The sequence below is a fragment of the Terrisphaera buseokensis genome (assembly GCF_047521145.2).
Lineage (GTDB): Bacteria > Verrucomicrobiota > Verrucomicrobiia > Opitutales > Opitutaceae > ER46.
In genome coordinates this window covers 5,011,655-5,028,891 of the sequence record NZ_CM134186.1, presented here as the reverse complement: position 1 = coordinate 5,028,891, position 17,237 = coordinate 5,011,655, and the positions used below count along the sequence as shown (strand labels likewise).

Below are 17,237 nucleotides of genomic sequence, written 5' to 3'. Positions count from 1 at the left end.
ATCCTCCGCCCATGGGTTTCTGCTCGTAGCCTGCCTGGCCTTGAGTGCCAGTGTCGGTGCGGCGCAGACGGCGCCTTCGAGTGCCGACGCCAAAGCGGCTGCGGTGGCGGCCAAGGACAAAGTGCGGAAGACGATCACGTCTGCGGCCGATGTGAAGAAAGCGCTGGAGGAAGCCAGCAAGCAGCGGGACCAGTTCATCGCGGACTATGAGTCGCTCGCGAAGCAGTTGAAGGCGGCGACCGAGGAGCAAAAACAGGCGATTCGGGAAAAAATGGAAGCGCAGAAGAAGGCCTTCGAGGAAGTGACCAACGCGCTCCACAAACAGATCCGCGACGACCAGCGCAAACAACGCGCGGCCGCGGCCAAGCGCTAGACCAATTTAGGCGTAATATCGATTCGGCGTAATGTCAGTCAAAGGGCGGTCGCTGCAAGCGGCCGCCCTTTTAGCTGTCCAACAGAAAGCATGAACATGACTTGAGTGGCGGGGTCTGTCGTCGCACGATCTTCGTCCGCTTTTCCCGCTTTGTTTGTGACCACCCTGAATCGACTTATCGTCATCGCTGGCTGCGCCCTCGTCGGGGTGGGTGACATCGGTGCAGCACAGGCCGGTGGTACCGCGGTCCCGGACATCGCCGAATTTCTGGCCGCATTGCCCAAGTGGAGTACGTCGGTCGCGGTGAAAGCCGGCTACGGATTCAAGGACAACCTGCTGCTCAGCCATGCCGGCGAGGAACGCAGCGCCTTTGCCCGCGGCAGCATGGAATTCCTTTTGCTGCGCGTGCCGCAGGGATCGTTCGACTACATGGTCTTTGCCGAGTTCGAGGGCACGCATTACTTCACGGCCAAGACCTCGGATCGCGACGCGAAAGTCTGGGTCAGGACGGAACCGGCCTACCGTCTGGGAGAAAGCGTGAAGCTTTCGCTGCCGGTGACGGGCTACTACTACGATCAGGTTTTCGACGTATCCGACACGGACGTCGATCGCCGGGTGGCCGAGCTCAAGGTGCGCGGCGGCATGATTGGTCCAGTCGTGCGCTGGGATTTTCTGCCGGCGTGGTCGGTGGAGGCGCAGGCGGTGGGCCAGCGCAAACGCTATGACGACGGGGCCAACGACGGACACATTGGCGAAGGGGTGGCGACGCTCGGCTGGCGGCGTCATGACTGGCTCGAAGTGCGCGTCTCCGGTGCCCGGCGCTGGCGCGATTTCGATCGGCGCACGCAGTACTCGGCCGCAGGACGCGAACTCGCCGGCACGAAGCTGAAGATTGCCGAGCGGGATCTCGAGGCGCGCTTCGACCTGACTTGGGATGCGGCGGCGCACTGGCAGACTTCGACGCGAGTGAACCGGCTGCATTACGGCGACAACGGCTCCGGTTACTTCAACTACCGGGAGCAGAAAATCGGACAGGATCTGGAGTGGCGCAACGATGCGTGGCTGGTGCGGATCGGCGGCTCCGCCGGCCGTGTGGAATTCAGCGTGCAGACGGTGGGCCTGGGCACGGAACCGCCGGCGCGCATCACCGACGACTATGTGGCCAGCGTCCATATCGAGCGGAAGCTCACGCCGCGGTGGACGGTTTACGGTTCCTATGCGTGGGAGCGCAGCCGGTCCAACGATGTGTTTGCATCCTACGTGGTGAACGAGGGGTTGCTGGGATTGCGTTGGAGCTGGGAAAAGTGATGCTCGGGTTCCGTCATGCCCGTCACCGCCGCCTCGTTGCCTCCCGGCCGCTTCTCGCACTTGAGTGTGCTTGCGGTGACGGTGGCTGTTTTCGGCGCGGTCGTGGCGACGATCACGCTGCGCCTTCGCGCGGATCTCCATGCGCAGATCGTGCGGCGCGAGGCGGAGTTCCTCGCCTCCATCGTGGCCATGCAGGCCGACGATGCCGCCGAGGAAGTTCCCGCCGCGATGTACGTCGCCGTGATGAAGACGCAGAAGCTGGCCGGCGTGCTGGGGCTCCAGATTTTCGATATGGACGCGCGGTCGAGCGGCACCTGGCTGCTGCAACCGAGCGCCGCTCCCCCGCCGGAACTCTGGCGCCGCGTCGTGCGGGGTGAGTCCATCGGACGCCTCCATGCGGAACTATCCGAGGAGCAAAGCGCGGAGCTGATTGGGATTTCTCCGAACGACCCGGCGTTCGAGGCCTGGGTGCCCTTGCGTCGCAAGGGTTCGGATACGCTGTTGGGCGTCGCGCAATGCTGGATGCGTGGCGATGTCCTGACCGGCGACCTGGCGAAACACGACCGCCGGATCTGGCTGCAAGCCGCGGTCGCCTGGCTGGTGGGATCCGTGGTGATTGTGGTGGCCTTGAGCTGGGCCTTCCGGCGGCTCGACGTGGCAAACCGGCAGCTGCGGGCGCGGAGCGAGGACTTGCTGCGGGCGAATCGCGAACTGGTGCTGGCGGCGAAAACCTCTGCCCTTGGCACCGTCATCGCGCATCTGATGCACGAGCTGAAAAATCCGCTCGCCGGCCTGGAGTCGATTGTGGCCGGTCAGGCCGAGAACGGTTTGCGCCCCGAGAATGGCGGCGGCGAACTCGCCGCGGCGTCCGAGCTCACCCGGCGTCTGCGCACCATGGTCAACGACGTGGTCGGCGTGTTGCGCGATGAGCAGACGAGCGCCGAGTTTGAACTCACCTGCGCCGACATCGCCGAAGTGGTGCTCGCCAAGGTCCAGCGTGAAGCCGATGAACGCGGCGTGAAGCTGACGGTGAACGCGACGCCGGAGTTGTCCGTGCCGGGCCGGCGGGCGAATCTCGTCACGCTGGTGCTGCGCAATCTGCTGCAGAATGCGCTCGAAGCGACGCCGCGAGGTCGAACCGTGGCGCTGACCGGTCGCGCCAGTGCGGGCGGCGAGGTGGAGTTTCTGGTCGAGGATGGCGGCTCAGGCCTGCCGGACGCGGTGAAGGCGCGACTTTTCCAACCCTGTGCCAGCAGCAAAGTCGGGGGCAGTGGTCTCGGTCTGGCGCTCAGCCACCAGCTCGCGCAACAGGCTGCGGGCCGGCTCGAATTGGTGCGCAGCGACGCACGCGGCACGTGCTTCCGTCTTGTGTTGAGGCCCGAGGCATGATTCGAGCGCTGCCTGCGAATTTTCCGCTCATACATCCGGGCGTTTGCCGCTGATTCCTTCATCCGCTCGAGGCGTTGCCGGATGGGACTGCAGATGCTTGCCGTCATCGTGGTGGCGGCCGGTATTTCTCCGGCCTTCGCGCAGCAGGACGGAGAGCGGCTCTGGCGATCCTCGGTCGGAGGCTTTGTGACGTTGTCGTCGCCGGCTCTCAGTCCCGACGGCCTGACGGTTTATGTCGGGGTCGAAACGAGCACGGGCGGCGGCCGGATCGTCGCGCTGTCCACGCGCGACGGCAGCTCGCGCTGGGGCCAGTTGGGCCGCGTCCTGTCCGATCCCGTGGAGTCGTCGCCTGCCGTCGGTCCCGATGGCACGGTGTACATCGGTGCCGGCAATGGAAAACTCTACGCCCTCAACCCGGCCACGGGCGCGAGCCTGTGGGAGATTACGCTCGGCGGCTTCATCAGCAGTTCCCCGGCGATTGGCAGTGACGGCACGATTTACGTCGGTGGCACGGATGGCGTGCTGCACGCGGTTGCGCCCACGGGCGTCGCCCGCTGGAATTTCTCCACGGGGAGCTGGATCGATTCGTCGCCCGCTGTGGGCGTGGACGGGACGATCTACGTGGGCTCGAACGATGGGAATCTTTACGCGGTGACGCCGGCGGGGCAGGAGAAGTGGCGGTTTGCGACCAACGGCGTGATCTTTTCATCACCGGCCATCGGCGTGGATGGCACGATCTACGTCGGCTCGCGCGATCAGCGACTGTACGCGATCACCCCCGATGGCACGAAGCGGTGGGACTACGTCACCAACGGCCCGATCGATGCGTCGCCCACGCTTGGGGCCGACGGCACGATCTATTTCGCCGCCGATCGCAGTTTCTACGCGCTGCGTCCGGGCGACGCCGAGGAGCGGCTGCGCTGGAAGGCGGACATCGGCTCCGGCTCCATCTCAGGGGCGGCGGTGCGGGCCGACGGCTCGATTATCTTTGGTGCCGACAGCGGCGTTGTTCGGGCGCTCCTGCCGGCCGATGGCACCGAGAAATGGCGGTTCGATACGAAGACCGGTCCCGACAATCTCATCGAATCGTCGCCCGTGATCGGGCCGGACGGGGCGATTTACGTCGGGTCGTTTGACGGCGCCCTTTACAAGCTCGCCGGCAACGGTTCGCCGCTGTCGGCCTTTTCCAGCTGGCCGTCGTTTCATCGTGATGCGCGGCATTCGGCGCGTATCGTATTGACGAATACCGGCGGTCGGCTGGTCAACATCGCCACGCGGGCCCAGGCTGGCGGCACCAACAGTCTGGTGGCGGGGTTTGTCGTGCAGGGCGCCGCTGCCTCCGGTCGCGCATACATGGTGCGGGCGGTCGGGCCCGGGCTGGGGCAACTGGGCTTCGCGGGCTTTGTTCCGGATCCCAAGCTGGAAATCTATTCGGGGCAGGTCTCACTGCAGGCGAATGACAACTGGCTGCCGAATGACGACGTGTCGGGATTCTCCCTGGCCGACACCGCGGCGGGCGTGGGCGCGTTTCCGCTGGTGCCGGGCAGCCGTGATGCCGCCATGATTCCGCTGCCGTTGCCGCCGGGATCCTACACGGCCCACGTCGGTGCCGCGAACGGCGGGCAAGGCGTCGCGCTCGTTGAAGTGTACGATGCCCGCGCCGGCGATTCGACGGGCCGCATCATCAATCTCTCCACGCGCGGTCAGGTCGGAACCGGGGCGAATTTCCTGATTGCCGGAGTTGTCGTGAGCGGGACCGGGTCGATGCGGCTGCTGCTGCGCGGCATTGGTCCGGGGCTGGCACAGTTTGGCGTGCCGGGGGTTCTGGCCCGGCCACGCATGGAAATCTTCCGCGGCGCGGTCTCGCTTGGATCGAATGCCGGTTGGGTGGGGGACGGCCTGTCGAAGGGCGATCTGGCCGGGGCCGCGGCGACGGTGGCGGCGTTTCCGCTGTCGGAGGCGAGTCTCGACAGTGCCATGGTGTTCGATGCGTTGCCGGGCGAGTATACGATTCAAATTTCCGGCGTCGGCGGGACCTCGGGCGAGGCCATGGTCGAGGTGTACGTCCTGCCTTAGCCCGAACTTTGGGCCGATTCTAGGGAAATTCCCGGTTTACCGGGTCTCACCGAAAGGTCTGGGGAAACCGGGAAACTGCTTGCCACTGCCCCGTGGGCGCTGAGACTGCCGAGCGCTTACGACCGCGTAATAGACACTCAGCTAACCACGCGGGTAACCACCCGCTTTTCCCGGACTACATGGACGACAACGCCCCCAAGGAGAATCCGCCAGCGGATTTCAACAAACTCGATTTGAGCCAGCTGCAGGGCTTCAGCTTCGGCACGCAGTGGTCGCAGGAGAAGCCCTCCTCGTCCGACCGACGCGACGGCGACGATCGTCCGCGGCGTGACGATCGACGGGATGGTCCGGGCGGAGGAATGCCCGGTCAACGCGACCGTCGCGCCTTTCGTCGTCCGGCCGGTCCCTCGGGTCCGGACAACACCGGCGGTGCGGCCGCACCAGCGGGCGGATCTCCCGGCGGTGGTGGCGAGCGACGGAATTATTCCGGCGACCGGCGTCCGCAGGGTGCGGGTGGCGGTGGTGCCGGTGGTGGTGGAGACTATCGCGGCGGCCCGCGGCGCGAAGGTGGCTACAGCGGCGGCGGTGCCGGTGGCGGTCAGCGGTATGCACAAGGTGGATATGGTGGTCGCGGTGCGCCGCAGGAGCGGGGCCCGTACGACAGCCCGTACTACGCCGTCACCTTCTATCCCGAGGACACCAGCTTCAACACGCTCGTGCAGACGATCCGGAAGTCCTGCCGGACCGTTGAGTTGTTCGAGATTGCGCGCACGGTTGTCGCGAAGACAGATCGCTTCGTGGTGGTCGTGGCCCACAAGTCGGCGGGAGCCGATTCCTCCGACTCGCGTCCGCCGCAGGGCGGGGCAGCGGACGCCGCCGCGGCGCCCGCGGTCAAGCCGCCAAAGCCGTTGTTTCATATTTCGGTTCCGGACGGGATCCCGTTCGAGAGCGACGAGGCGGCCGTGGCGCACGTTCTTAGCAAGCACCTCGACAAGTTTTTTGAGACGGCCGAGGTCGAGATCGATCCGCCGAAGGGGAATTACTTGGTGATTAACCGCTGCGGCATCACGGGCGAGCTGCTCGGGCCGCCGAATTATCACCGCTACACGCAAATCGTGCAGCAGCATTACGCGGCCAAGGTGGCATCGCGGATGGGTTACGAGGCGTTTCGCAGCCGGATCGAAACCGTGCGAGATCCCGAAATCGTCACCCAGTGGTTGACGAAGATGAAGAAGACCACGCGTTACTCGTGGAAACTCGCCGTCCCCGGTGCCGCCCCGAGTCCGGTCGCCCCGGCGGCCGAAGTCGCGGCGCCTGTCGCCGACGCCGCGCCGGTCGATGTCGCCGCTCCGGCTCCAGCCGAAGCCACGGCGCCCGCGCTTTCGACGACCCCGACCTTCGATTCGCTCGAGGACGCCCGCGTTTACCTGCTCACTCAGTCCCGGGACAAAGTTGTCCGCACGACGGAGAACGCCCGTTTCCACGGCAAGATCGCCGAATCCATGCCTCCCGGAGAAATCCGCGCGGCTGTTGAAGGCGCGCTCGAGCGCCAGCGTCGTTTCCCATTGGATACAGCCAACGCCCTTCGCGGTCGGCTGCGTCGTGAGCACTTCACCATCTTCAAGAAGGGTTCGAAGGGCGTGTCGTACGTGTGCGCCGTGAAACGCAAGTTCCGCATTCCCGGCCAGACGTTCGCCGACAGCATCGGCGCGCTCATTTCGTTCATCGAAGTCAATCCGATGGTGCGGGCGAGCGAGCTGGCGCCGAAGTTCCTCGGGATTGCCGCGGTTGCTCCGGCCAAGCCGGCAGAGTCCGCCGCCACGCCGGCAGATGCCGCCCAGGCGGGCGACGCCGCTCCGGCCCCGGTCGAGTCACCCAAAGTCGAAATCACCTTGTCGATCGACGAGCGCGCCAAGCTCTCTCGTTTGCAGGGCGATCTGATGTGGCTCGTGCGCGAGGGTTACGTGACCGAGTTTATCGACGGCCGGCTCTTTGCCCCGCCGCCGATGGTCGAGGCGCGCAAAAAGGAAATCGAGAACGAGGAGCACGATCCGGAAAACTTCCCCGAGGCCCCGCCCGCGGTGGAAACTCCGGCTCCGTCCGCCCCCGCGGCGGAAAGTCCGGCACCTGCCGCCGAGCAGGGCAATCCCACCGAGCCGCCGGCACCTGCCGCGAGCTGAACCGAAAGCCACGAAGCGCGTTGAAAAACGCGCTTCTTTTTTTGCCCGGATTCCGGCGCGCTAGCACAGTTTCAGCGTGTGCCGCTCGTCCGGCGCGATTCCGAGCTCCAGGTGCAGCGTGGTCGCAGGCAGCCAGCCGGCGATTTTCTCGGGCCATTCCACCGCGAGGCACCACGGTGAAATCATGAAGTCACCCAGCAGGAGATCCTCAACCTGCTCCGCTCTCTCCAGGCGGTAGGCGTCGAGATGAAGCAGGTTCGTCCGTCCCCGATGCAGCGTGAAGATGTTGAACGTCGGGCTCGTCACCGCATCGCGGATACCGAGCCCGCGTGCGAGTCCCTGCACAAACGTGGTCTTGCCCACGCCGAGGTCGCCGTGCAATGCGAGTGTCGAATCCGGCGGCAGGGCGCGCGCCAGCTCTGCGGCCAGCGCCCGTGTTTCCGCCGCGGTGCGGGTGGTGATGCCGGTACGAAGCGTGTCCCAGATCGTCATGGCGTAACGTTTCAGCGCAGGTGCTCGTAACCCTGGTACCCGGCCAGGTCGAGGGCGTCGGCCGGCAGCCCGAGCGCCGGCGCGAAATGGCCGACGCAGCTGAGGCGTGTCCGTGGAAACGCGCGACGCCATGCAGCGGCAAACGCCGCGGCCTCGGCCCGCTGTGACACCACAAAAACAAGTTCGTAATCCTCGCCGTCGGTGAGGGCCGCGCGCACCGAGACGCCCTCACGTCGGGGCAGCGCGTCGGCGGTGATGGCCGGAGCGGCCCCGCGGGGCGTGAGCGCGTGCAGGTCCTTGGCGAGGCCGTCGCTCACATCCATCATTGCGCGCACTTCCGGACGGCGCGCGATCCACGCGCCTTCGGCGAGGCGCGGCGAAAACCGATAGTGATGTCCGCTCGCGAGGCTGCCGCCCAGCCGGCCGGTCACATAAATGCGGTCGCCGATCGCCGCGCCCGTGCGTGTGAGTACGCGTGCGCCCGCGGCTTCGCCGAGGAGCGTGAGACTCGCGGCGACGACTCCGTCCGCCTGCGCGATATCGCCGCCGACGATGGAAACCCGGTGGCGACGCGCTGATGCGGCGAGGCCCCGGTAGAATGCGGCGAGCCAGTGCCGGCTGACCCGCGCGTCCAAAGTCAGCGCCAGCACGGCCGCCACCGGGCGTCCGCCCATCGCGGCGAGGTCGCTGAGGTTTCGTTTCAGTAGTTTTGCGCCCACGGCTGATGCCGGCACGGTCGCGTCGAAATGCCGGCCGTACACCACGGGATCGACGGTGATCAGTTGCCGGCCGCGTGACGCCGGGAGCACAGCGCAATCATCGCCGATCCCGAATGGCGACTTCGGCGACGTGTTGCCGAGCCAGCGGCGGATGGCCCGGATGAGTTTCTCCTCTCCCCAGGCGCCGACGGAGTCGAGATGACGCGATGTGAATGGGTTCACGGCGCTAGACTCCGACTCCCGCCACGATCAGCACGATCGTGTTCAGATTGAAAATCGCGTGCGCCACAATCGCGGTCCCGATGCGACCGGTGCGTTGATAGGCCAGCGAGAACATCACCGCGAGGACGACGAGTGGCACGAGACTCGAAAGCCCTTCCAGCGTCGGCCAGTTGACGTGGAGCGTGGCGAAAAAGAGCGCGGGCGTGAGCACCGCCGCCCAGTGCGGGATCCGCGTGCGCAGGTAACGGTAGAAGCCGGCGCGAAAGACCAGCTCCTCGGTCAGTGGCGCGATGAGGATCGCGAGCGACGTCATGATCGCGAACAACCAGATCGAGTCGGCGTTCGCAAACATCGCGATGAGATTCTGCCGCTCCGTTGGCAGGCCGAAGGTCTTGAGGATGAACGCCCACGCCAGCGACGCCACCAGCACGATCGGCAGCGAGATGAGAAACGTGGCCGCGCCGGAGCTGAACACCCCCGGGGCTTTGGGTTCAGCTGCCTCCGGTGGACGGCCCGGGCGGCGGTGAAACAACAGGACACCCGCGAGCATGCCCAGCTGTGAACCGGCGCCGTTGACGATCGTGACGGCGTCACCGCGCAGCTGCAGCTGCTTCCCAATCACGCTGGCGATCGCCGCGGCGAGGAGCGTGCCGCCGATGACGAACAGGATGAACATCAGGAAGTCCGTGATCTTGATGTCCCACGGCGCCAGAGCCGGCGCGGGCTGGGTTTCCCGCGCGGCGGGTCGCAGCACAATCCGCCACAACAGCACCGCCCCCGTCAGGGCGAGGCCGAGCTCGAAGCTGGCGGCGAGGGTGGAAACACGTTCGGACATGCGGTCAGTCCACGCGAAGTCCGGCGGCGCGCAAGGTGGTTCGCCTGCCGCGAACGCCGGCGCCCGGGATTACAGCGGCTTTCCGACAATCTTGCCCTGGTCGAAGACCACGCGACCGGCGACCACGGTGGTTTTGACGCGACCCGTCAGCGTCTGGCCGGACCAGGGAGAATTGCTCGATTTGCTGAAGCCCGCCTTGGCGTCGTAACGCCACTTCTCGTCGGGATCGAAGACGCAGATGTCCGCCTCCTGGCTCGCCGCGAGGGTGCCGCCGGGAAGTTTGATGAGCTCGGCCGGCCGTCGCGTCATCAGGTCGATGACGTAGGGCAGCTTGAACTTGTTCTGGCGCACGAGGACCTCAAGTGTCACGGCCAGCGCCGTCTCCAGTCCCAGGATACCGTTGGGCGCGAAGTCGAATTCCTTGTCCTTCTCGTAATCCGTGTGCGGCGCGTGATCCGTGGCGATGATGTCGAGCGTGCCGTCGCGCAGCCCGTCGATCAGCGCGCGCCGGTCGTCCTCGGTCCGCAGCGGCGGGTTCATCTTGAAATTCGTGTCGTAGGTCGCGAGGGCGTCGTCGGTCAGCGCGATGTGATGCGGCGTGGCCTCGGCCGAGATGCGCGCGCCGCGCTGCTTGGCCCGGCGGATGACGTCGACGGAGAACTTCGACGAGATGTGCTGCAGGTGAATGTGCGCGCCCGTGTATTCGGAAAGGATGACGTTGCGCGCGACGATCAGGTCCTCCGCGGCGTGCGGCCAGCCACGCAGGCCGAGGCGCGTTGACATCACACCTTCGTTCATCACCGCGCCCTGGGTCATGGAATGATCCTGGCAGTGATCCATCACCGGCAGGTCGAACATCCGGGCGTATTCCACCGCGCGGCGCATCAGGTCGTTCGACTGGACGCAGTCACCGTCGTCGGTAATCGCAACCACGCCGGCGCGCTTGAGCGAGCCGATCGGGGCGAGGGTCTGGCCCTTCATCCCGACCGTGATGCAGCCGGTCGGGTAAACGCGGATTACCGCATCGCGCGTAACCACATCCTTGATCAGCTGAATCGTGCCGGCGTTGTCGGCGACGGGCGAGGTGTTCGGCATGCACACCACCGTCGTAAAACCGCCGGCGGCGGCGGCGCGGGAACCCGTGCCGATTGTCTCCTTGTGGGTCTGGCCGGGCTCGCGGAAATGCACGTGGATGTCGACCAGACCCGGGCAGGCAACGAGGCCTCGGGCGTCGATCTTCATGGCGCGGCGTTTCACGTCCGCCGGCAGTGACGCCACGAATTTGCCGTCGCGGACAAAGAGATCGCCGACCTCGTCGCGTTTCGCGGCCGGGTCGATGACGCGGGCACCTTTGATCCAAAGTGAGGACATGATGATTCGTTAGAGAAGTCCCTGGGGCGCGTGGGCGGCGGGCGGCCTCATTCGGCCGGCATCACGTTTTCAGGTTTTCCACCGGAGCACAGGTAAAGCACGGCCATGCGCACGGCGATGCCGTTGGTCACCTGCTCGAGAATCACGCTGCGATCACCGTCGGCGAGCTCGCTGTCGATCTCGACGCCGCGGTTGATCGGGCCGGGGTGCATGATGATGGCCTTTGGATTGAGCCAGGACGCACGCGTCTTGTTCAGACCGAAACTGCTGGTGTATTCGCCCAGCGAGGGAAACAGCCCCGACGCCTGCCGCTCGTGCTGAATGCGGAGCAGCATCACGACCTCGGCGTCGGCGAGCGCGGATTTCAAATCGTGCGAGACGCTCACGCCCATCTCGGTGAACCAGGACGGGACCAGGGTGGCGGGACCGACGAGCGTGACGGCCGCGCCCATTTTGGTGAGCGCGTGGATGTTCGAGCGCGCGACGCGGCTGAACAGAATGTCACCGAGGATGACAACCTTGCGGCCCTTCAGGCTGCCGAGGTGCTCCTTCATCGTGAAGGTGTCGAGCAGACCCTGGGTCGGATGCTCGTGCGCGCCGTCACCGGCGTTGATCACCGGGATGTCGAGAATGCGCGAAAGGTACAGCGGCGAGCCGGCGGCGGCGTGCCGAATCACAATCATGTCGGCCTGCAGCGCTTGGATGTTCTGGGCCGTGTCACGCAGGGTCTCGCCCTTCGTCGTGCTGCTGCTGGAACCGTCGAGGGAAATGACATCGGCGCTCAGGCGCTTGGCGGCCATGTCGAAGGCCATCCGCGTGCGGGTGCTGGGTTCAAGGAAGAGATTGACGATCGTCTTGCCGCGCAGCGCGGGCACCTTGCGCACGCTCCGCTTCATCGTGCGCTTGAAAGCGACGGCGGTCGCGTGGATTTGTTCGATCTCGGCGAGCGAAAGTTCCTCGAGCGTGAGCAGGTGGCGGCGGGTCCAGGGCATCGTGGAAATTCCGGGGTTAACGGGCTGATTTTGTGCCGGGGGTTCCGGCGGGTTCGACCCGGATGACATCGTGCTTCGGGTGCCGGGCGTCGAGCGCGACGACAATCTTTTCCTCTGCGGACGTGAACAGATCGATGCCAACGTAGTCCGCTGCCACCGGCAGTCTTCGGCCGCCGCGATCGACGAGGACGGCCAGCTCGACCTTCGACGGCCGGCCGTGATCGAAGAGCTCCTCGAGTGCGGCCTTCACGGTGCGCCCGGAGAACAGCACGTCGTCGATCAGGATGATCGTGGCGTTCTGGACATCGGCTGGAATATGCGTCGGCGCGAACTCCTTTGGAATCGGGTGCCGGCCGATGTCGTCGCGGTGAAACGAGATGTCGAGCGTGCCGGCCCGGGCCTTGAGCAGGCGGGCGAGCCGCCGGGCCAGTTCAATACCGCCGTTGGCAATGCCGAGGAGGAGCAGGTTTTCCGGCGCAGCGTGGCGGCTGGAAATGGCATCAGCGAGCCGCTTGATCGCAGCCTTGATTTCACCGGAACCAATCGTTTTTGCGGTGGGCACCGGAGCCGTTTGTGACCGCTGAAATCCGGGGAGGGAAGGCTTTTTTGGAAAAAGAGCTTGCCGTACTAACCGTACTAGTGCGACTAGGACAGTGTGCTCCCGTTCTCCATCGAACTGAAACCTGGCCTGCCGGTGGCGGAGCAGATCCTGTTTGCGGTGAAGAAAGCGGTCGTGGCCGGTCAGCTCCGCCCGGGCGATCGGTTTCCTTCGGTCCGGGTCTTGAGCCAGGAACTGCGCGTGAATCCGAACACGGCGCACAAGGTGATCGCGGCGCTGGTCACGGAAGGCGTCCTCGTGACCACGCCGGCGGTCGGAAGCATTGTTGCCGAACGTGAGCCCGGCGGTCGCAAGGAGCGCACGGAATTGCTCGGGCCCGAGGTCGAGTGGCTGGTGGTTGAGGCAAAGAAGCTCGGGCTCGGCCTGGAGGACGTGCAGGCGGCGGTGGCCGCGCATTGGAAGAAACTCGGCGGCAAGTGAACCGGTTCGAACTCCCACACCCATGAACATCATCGAAACTCAGGCGCTCACCCGACGGTTCGGAAAAATGGAGGCGGTGCACGATCTCACCCTGCACGTGCCGGAGGGCAGTGTCTTTGCGCTGCTCGGATCGAATGGCGCGGGTAAGACCACCACGCTGAAGCTCCTCATGAATCTGCTGGCCCCGACGGCCGGAAGCGCCCGCGTGCTGGGCGTCGACTCGCGCCGGTTCGGCGAGCGTGAGTTTGCGCAGATCGGTTACGTATCCGAAAACCAACAGCAGCCGCTGTGGATGACGGTGCGGCAGTTTCTCGACTTCTGCCGGCCGCTGTATCCGACCTGGGATCGCGCGCTCGAGGCGTCTCTGCTGCGGCAGTTTGCCCTCCCGGAGTCGCGCAAACTCTCGCAGCTGTCGCGCGGCATGCAAATGAAGGCCGCATTGCTGTCGTCGCTCGCGTACCGCCCGAAGCTGCTCGTGCTCGACGAACCGTTCAGCGGGCTTGATCCGCTGGTGCGCGATGAATTCATCCGGGGCGTGCTGGAGGTGTCGGCCTTGGGCGAGTGGACGGTGCTCGTCTCGTCGCACGACATCGAGGAGGTGGAGCGGCTGGCCGACCGCGTCGCGATCCTCGACGCCGGCCGGCTGCAGCTCAACGAAACCACGGAGTCGTTGCAGGCGCGCTTTCGGCGGGTGGAGGTGACGGGCGCGCGCGCCGCGGTGGCCGCGGCACCCGGATGGCTGGAACTGGAGGTGGCGGGCGGACTCACGCGTTTTGTCGAAACCCGCTTTGACGGAAACGAGAGCGAACGGAAGTACCGCGAACACTTTGGCACCACGGCGGTGTCGGTCCAGTCGCTCGGCTTGCGCGAGATCTTCATGGTGCTGGCGCGCGCCAGCCGCAATCTTCCGGCGGAGGCGTCGGCATGAGTCGGTTCTGGCATGTGGTCCGCAAGGACCTCCGGCGGATGATCGCGCCCGCGGGTTTTTGGCTGGCCTGCGTGGTGGCGGCGACCAGTTGGTTCCGCTTCGCGTCGCCCGGCGGCGTGGAGGGCGTGCCGCCGGATGTGGTCGGCTGGCTCGCGGTGATGCGGGTTTGGACGCCGATGGTGACCGGCGTGCTCCACGTCCTGGGATTTCTGCTGACGGCCGCGCTGGTGCTCGAGGATCCCGTGGTGGGCACCGACGGCTTCTGGCTCACCCGGCCCATCGGGCGCGGGCGGATGCTGGCGTCAAAGGTTACGTCCGCGGCGATCCTGTTTGTCATCGCGCCGGTCGTCCTGATCGGAGTGCTCGCGCGGGTGGGAGGCGTGACGGGCGGCCCGGTCCCGGTGGCGCTGGGCGGGCTGGCTGAGGCCTATGGATTTACGGCTGCGCTCGGGATCATGCTCGCCACCCTGACCCGCACGCTGGCGCAGGTGGTCTTCGCCGCGGTGGCGTGCGTCGTCGGATGGTTCCTCTCGACGCTGGCGGTGGCGCTGGTGTTCAACTTTGCCGGCGTGCCGGCGGCGCAGCGCTCGTTTTCCGTTTCGTTCCAGCCATGGCTGGCCTGGACCCTGGTCGCCACTGTCCTGATACACCAATATTGGACGCGTCGTCATGTGCGATCGCGGCTCCTGTTGGCGGGGTGCCTGCCACTGTTGGCGCTCGGCGTGGTCGGGATGCCGCTTCTTCCGCTCGGCCGGAAGTCACAATCCAGTGAAGGGAAGGAAACGGCGGCGATCGCTCTGGCCGTCGAGCCCGCGAGGATCGCGACTCAGCGGGTGGGCAAGCGGGAAAAGTATAGCCTGCAGGTGAATCTGAGGGTGAAGGTGACTCCCACACCGTTGGCCGATGGCCGCTTTCCCGCGCCCGCGGGAGGATGGCTGGATTTCACTCCGGACAGCGGCGAGCGCGTTCCCGTCCGTTTATCTTCGGGCGTGGGTTGGGAGCCGGCTGCGCGCGACCTGGTGCTCGGTCGGGTGACGGATCATATCCTCTTCAGCCAGTACGGACGCTCGACGCAGTGGCTGGACCGCGAGCCGACTGAAGGAAGTTTGGCGGGATTCGTACAGCTCTGGTTGGGGCGGATGCAGATCGTGGGCGAGTTTTCACCGGAAGCCGGTGCGACCATGACCTCGCCGTCGGGCTGGCTGCGCGTGCTTTCCGTTGAAACGCCAGGCGGCTGGGAGCGGGCGCTGGTGGTCGAGGAGCGCGATTTCGATCTCGTTTCGTCGACGTCGGCTTCGCTCAATCCCGAACGTGACTCCGAGCGCGAGCGGCGGTGGGTCGACGTCTTGCTCCTCGTCAATCGTGCGCAGGGTCAGGCCGAAATGCTCAATCCGAGCGAGTTGGGCGGAGTGGCCTTGAACCATCAGGTGACGCACTTCCGCCGGATCTATCTCCGGTCCGCGCGGACGGACGAGACCTGGCTCAAGGATGCCGTGATCGTGAAAGTCCGCATCGAACGCGATGGCGTCATCGAGCGGCCGCTGGAAGTGCCCGTGACACCCGTACGGAGGCGACCATGAAAATGATCGGGCATTGGGTGGTGAAAGATCTGCGGTCGCTGCGTGCGTGGCTGGCCGGCTGGCTGGCGGTCGTGGCGTTGCCCAGTGTGGCGGCGTCGACTCTTTTTTGGGGCGACGACGCGACGCGGCGCGGGTTGCTGGACGTGTTTCAGGACTATTTCACGCTGTTGCAGGCCGTGGTGGCCTATGTGCTCGCGCTGCTGGTGATGCAGTCCGATCCCGTGGTGGGAACGCAGGCGTTCTGGCTGACGCGTCCGATTGGGCGGCTCCCCTTGCTGGCCTCCAAGCTGGTGGCGATCGCCTTTGTCCTCGGGGTCCTGCCGTTGGCGGTGCTGCTGCCATGGTGGTGGCGGTGCGGGTTCAGCGCCGGTGACATGAGTCTTGCGGTCGTGGAGTGGTGGGCGATGGGCGCAGTGCTCACCGTTCCCGCGGCTCTCGTGGCAGTGTTAACCGACTCGGTTTCGCGAGCACTCCTCTGGAGTCTGGTTCTGCTGACCGTTTTCATCGTGGTCGGGGCCAGCTTCGGGAGCTCGACGTCGTTTCTTCAGCGCAGCGGTCCGTTGCTACTGTCACGTCAGATCCTGGGCGCGGGGGTGGTCGGACTTGTCTTTTCCGCGGTGATCGTGACGCAGTTCCTCGTTCGCCGCCGCGGCCTGTGGCTGGCGGGAGCGGCCGTCGTGCTTCTGATCGGGCTGGTGGTTGTCAGCCGCTGGCCCCGAACATTCCTAGCCACGGAACCCGAGGTCTTCCGGCCGGAGCGCGGGGCGACCGTTCAGGCTCGACTGGAAACAGCGGTGTCGGATCCCCTCCCTCCGGCGCGACCCGGTGAGCTCGACGTCCTTCGCCGCCAGCTGATTGAAACCCGGTTTCTGATCGAAGGCGTCCCTGCGGGAGTCTGGCTGACGGGTCTCGGCGCGAAACAGGTTTGGCGATTTGGTGATCAGTTTTCCACCGAGTGGTCCGAGCATCTGGTCGGCAGCGGTGAACATGACCTGCGCCTAGATGGTTTGAAGCTGTTCGATCCGTGGAGTGATCCCGAGACGCACCGCGCCTTGGAGGCGCGCAGGGAGAATCTTAACGGCGTGTCCGTGCCGATGCCTAAAGGGGATCGGGCGTGGCTGGCGACCTCCGCTCAGCTCCGGCCGTCCGTTGTCGCTCGCATGCGGACCGAACCGCCGGCTTATGCTGCGACGCTCTGGTTGGAACTCTTGCGGGCTACTCTCCATTTTGAAATGCCGGTTGCGCCGAGCGCTTGGAAAACGGGTTCCGGGTGGGGCGTCCGGATCGTGGCAGTCGACTCCTTGAAGCCAACAAACAGCGATGCCCAGCTGGCGGGGCGAACGGTTCGGCTCCTCGAAACGACACCGAGTCCGTGGATTGAAATGGTCCGGGCGCGGATGGCCAGAGGCTTGTGGTTTCGAGCGCCGGTCGCCGAGCGAAAACAAGGCTTTGTCCTTCTGCATCGGGGCGCCGGACAGTTTCACGCGTTAGTCGGCGTGGAACGCGGCCCGCCCGATCTGTTGATCAACGGGGTCCGCCTGCGCACGGTCCAGTTGAGCGCGAGAATTCCTGGCGTGATGCGCGACGGCGTCGGTGTGCCGGCTCCGGGATGGGACGAACGTTACACCCTCGGGCGGGCGTCGTTTGAAACGGAGGCGATTGTGGTGCGCGAGGTGCAGACGCCATCGTTTCAAGTGGCGGAGAAGTGATCGCGAGCGATCGTGACGGCGAGG

General features: G+C 65.7%; 15 protein-coding genes. 9 read left to right on the top strand and 6 right to left on the bottom strand.

Translation table 11 applies throughout. The features are described 5' to 3' along the window. The first annotated feature begins 40 nt into the window (after nt 1-40). The 5 genes from ACLJEU_RS18865 to ACLJEU_RS18845 all read left to right on the top strand — a co-directional run bounded on the left by ACLJEU_RS18865 (nt 41) and on the right by ACLJEU_RS18845 (nt 7,326). On the top strand, nt 41-373 hold the full coding sequence (locus ACLJEU_RS18865) for a DEAD/DEAH box helicase family protein (RefSeq protein WP_414659957.1): 333 nt from the start codon (nt 41-43) through the stop codon (nt 371-373). A gap of 156 nt (nt 374-529) precedes the next feature. Then, nucleotides 530-1,681 carry a TonB-dependent receptor gene (locus tag ACLJEU_RS18860; RefSeq protein ID WP_414659958.1) on the top strand — a complete coding sequence of 384 codons (1,152 nt, stop codon included), beginning with the start codon at nt 530-532 and terminating at the stop codon, nt 1,679-1,681. A gap of 15 nt (nt 1,682-1,696) precedes the next feature. Continuing rightward, nucleotides 1,697-3,070: a sensor histidine kinase gene (locus tag ACLJEU_RS18855; RefSeq protein ID WP_414659959.1), complete on the top strand. Its 1,374-nt coding sequence runs from the start codon at nt 1,697-1,699 to the stop codon at nt 3,068-3,070. Between the two features lie 93 nt (nt 3,071-3,163). After that, the gene (locus ACLJEU_RS18850) at nt 3,164-5,146 is read left to right on the top strand and encodes an outer membrane protein assembly factor BamB family protein (RefSeq protein ID WP_414659960.1); all 1,983 of its coding nucleotides are present in this window, start codon (nt 3,164-3,166) and stop codon (nt 5,144-5,146) included. A gap of 179 nt (nt 5,147-5,325) precedes the next feature. Then, entirely contained in the window at nt 5,326-7,326 is a 2,001-nt protein-coding gene (locus tag ACLJEU_RS18845; RefSeq protein ID WP_414659961.1) for a hypothetical protein, read from the top strand. 60 nt (nt 7,327-7,386) lie between these two features. On the opposite strand, the gene tsaE is transcribed toward ACLJEU_RS18845, so the two are convergent. The 6 genes from tsaE to pyrR form a co-directional block, all read right to left on the bottom strand. Further along, nucleotides 7,387-7,818, bottom strand: coding sequence for a tRNA (adenosine(37)-N6)-threonylcarbamoyltransferase complex ATPase subunit type 1 TsaE (gene tsaE, locus ACLJEU_RS18840; protein WP_414659962.1), 432 nt, complete (start codon nt 7,816-7,818; stop codon nt 7,387-7,389). An 11-nt stretch (nt 7,819-7,829) separates the two neighbouring features. Continuing rightward, nucleotides 7,830-8,759, bottom strand: a complete 930-nt coding sequence (locus ACLJEU_RS18835) for a thiamine-phosphate kinase (protein ID WP_414659963.1) — start codon at nt 8,757-8,759, stop codon at nt 7,830-7,832. Between the two features lie 4 nt (nt 8,760-8,763). Beyond that, on the bottom strand, nt 8,764-9,594 hold the full coding sequence (locus tag ACLJEU_RS18830; RefSeq protein WP_414659964.1) for a CPBP family intramembrane glutamic endopeptidase: 831 nt from the start codon (nt 9,592-9,594) through the stop codon (nt 8,764-8,766). A 69-nt stretch (nt 9,595-9,663) separates the two neighbouring features. Then, a complete protein-coding gene (locus ACLJEU_RS18825) occupies nt 9,664-10,965 on the bottom strand; it encodes a dihydroorotase (protein ID WP_414659965.1) in 1,302 nt (433 codons plus the stop codon). Nucleotides 10,966-11,012: 47 nt separating this feature from the next. Next, the gene (locus ACLJEU_RS18820) at nt 11,013-11,957 is read right to left on the bottom strand and encodes an aspartate carbamoyltransferase catalytic subunit (protein ID WP_414659966.1); all 945 of its coding nucleotides are present in this window, start codon (nt 11,955-11,957) and stop codon (nt 11,013-11,015) included. Between the two features lie 16 nt (nt 11,958-11,973). Beyond that, complete coding sequence (gene pyrR, locus ACLJEU_RS18815) at nt 11,974-12,519, bottom strand: bifunctional pyr operon transcriptional regulator/uracil phosphoribosyltransferase PyrR (protein ID WP_414659967.1); 546 nt, start codon at nt 12,517-12,519, stop codon at nt 11,974-11,976. Nucleotides 12,520-12,612: 93 nt separating this feature from the next. Between pyrR and ACLJEU_RS18810 the strand changes: the two genes are divergently transcribed. The 4 genes from ACLJEU_RS18810 (at nt 12,613) to ACLJEU_RS18795 (ending at nt 17,213) form a co-directional block, all read left to right on the top strand. Continuing rightward, nucleotides 12,613-12,996 (top strand): GntR family transcriptional regulator, encoded by a 384-nt coding sequence (locus ACLJEU_RS18810; RefSeq protein ID WP_414659968.1) that lies wholly within the window; start codon nt 12,613-12,615, stop codon nt 12,994-12,996. A gap of 22 nt (nt 12,997-13,018) precedes the next feature. Beyond that, nucleotides 13,019-13,924, top strand: coding sequence for an ABC transporter ATP-binding protein (locus ACLJEU_RS18805; protein WP_414659969.1), 906 nt, complete (start codon nt 13,019-13,021; stop codon nt 13,922-13,924). A 245-nt stretch (nt 13,925-14,169) separates the two neighbouring features. Continuing rightward, nucleotides 14,170-15,504 (top strand): ABC transporter permease, encoded by a 1,335-nt coding sequence (locus ACLJEU_RS18800; RefSeq protein ID WP_414659970.1) that lies wholly within the window; start codon nt 14,170-14,172, stop codon nt 15,502-15,504. A gap of 134 nt (nt 15,505-15,638) precedes the next feature. After that, nucleotides 15,639-17,213, top strand: a complete 1,575-nt coding sequence (locus tag ACLJEU_RS18795) for a hypothetical protein (protein ID WP_414659971.1) — start codon at nt 15,639-15,641, stop codon at nt 17,211-17,213. Nucleotides 17,214-17,237 lie beyond the last annotated feature (24 nt).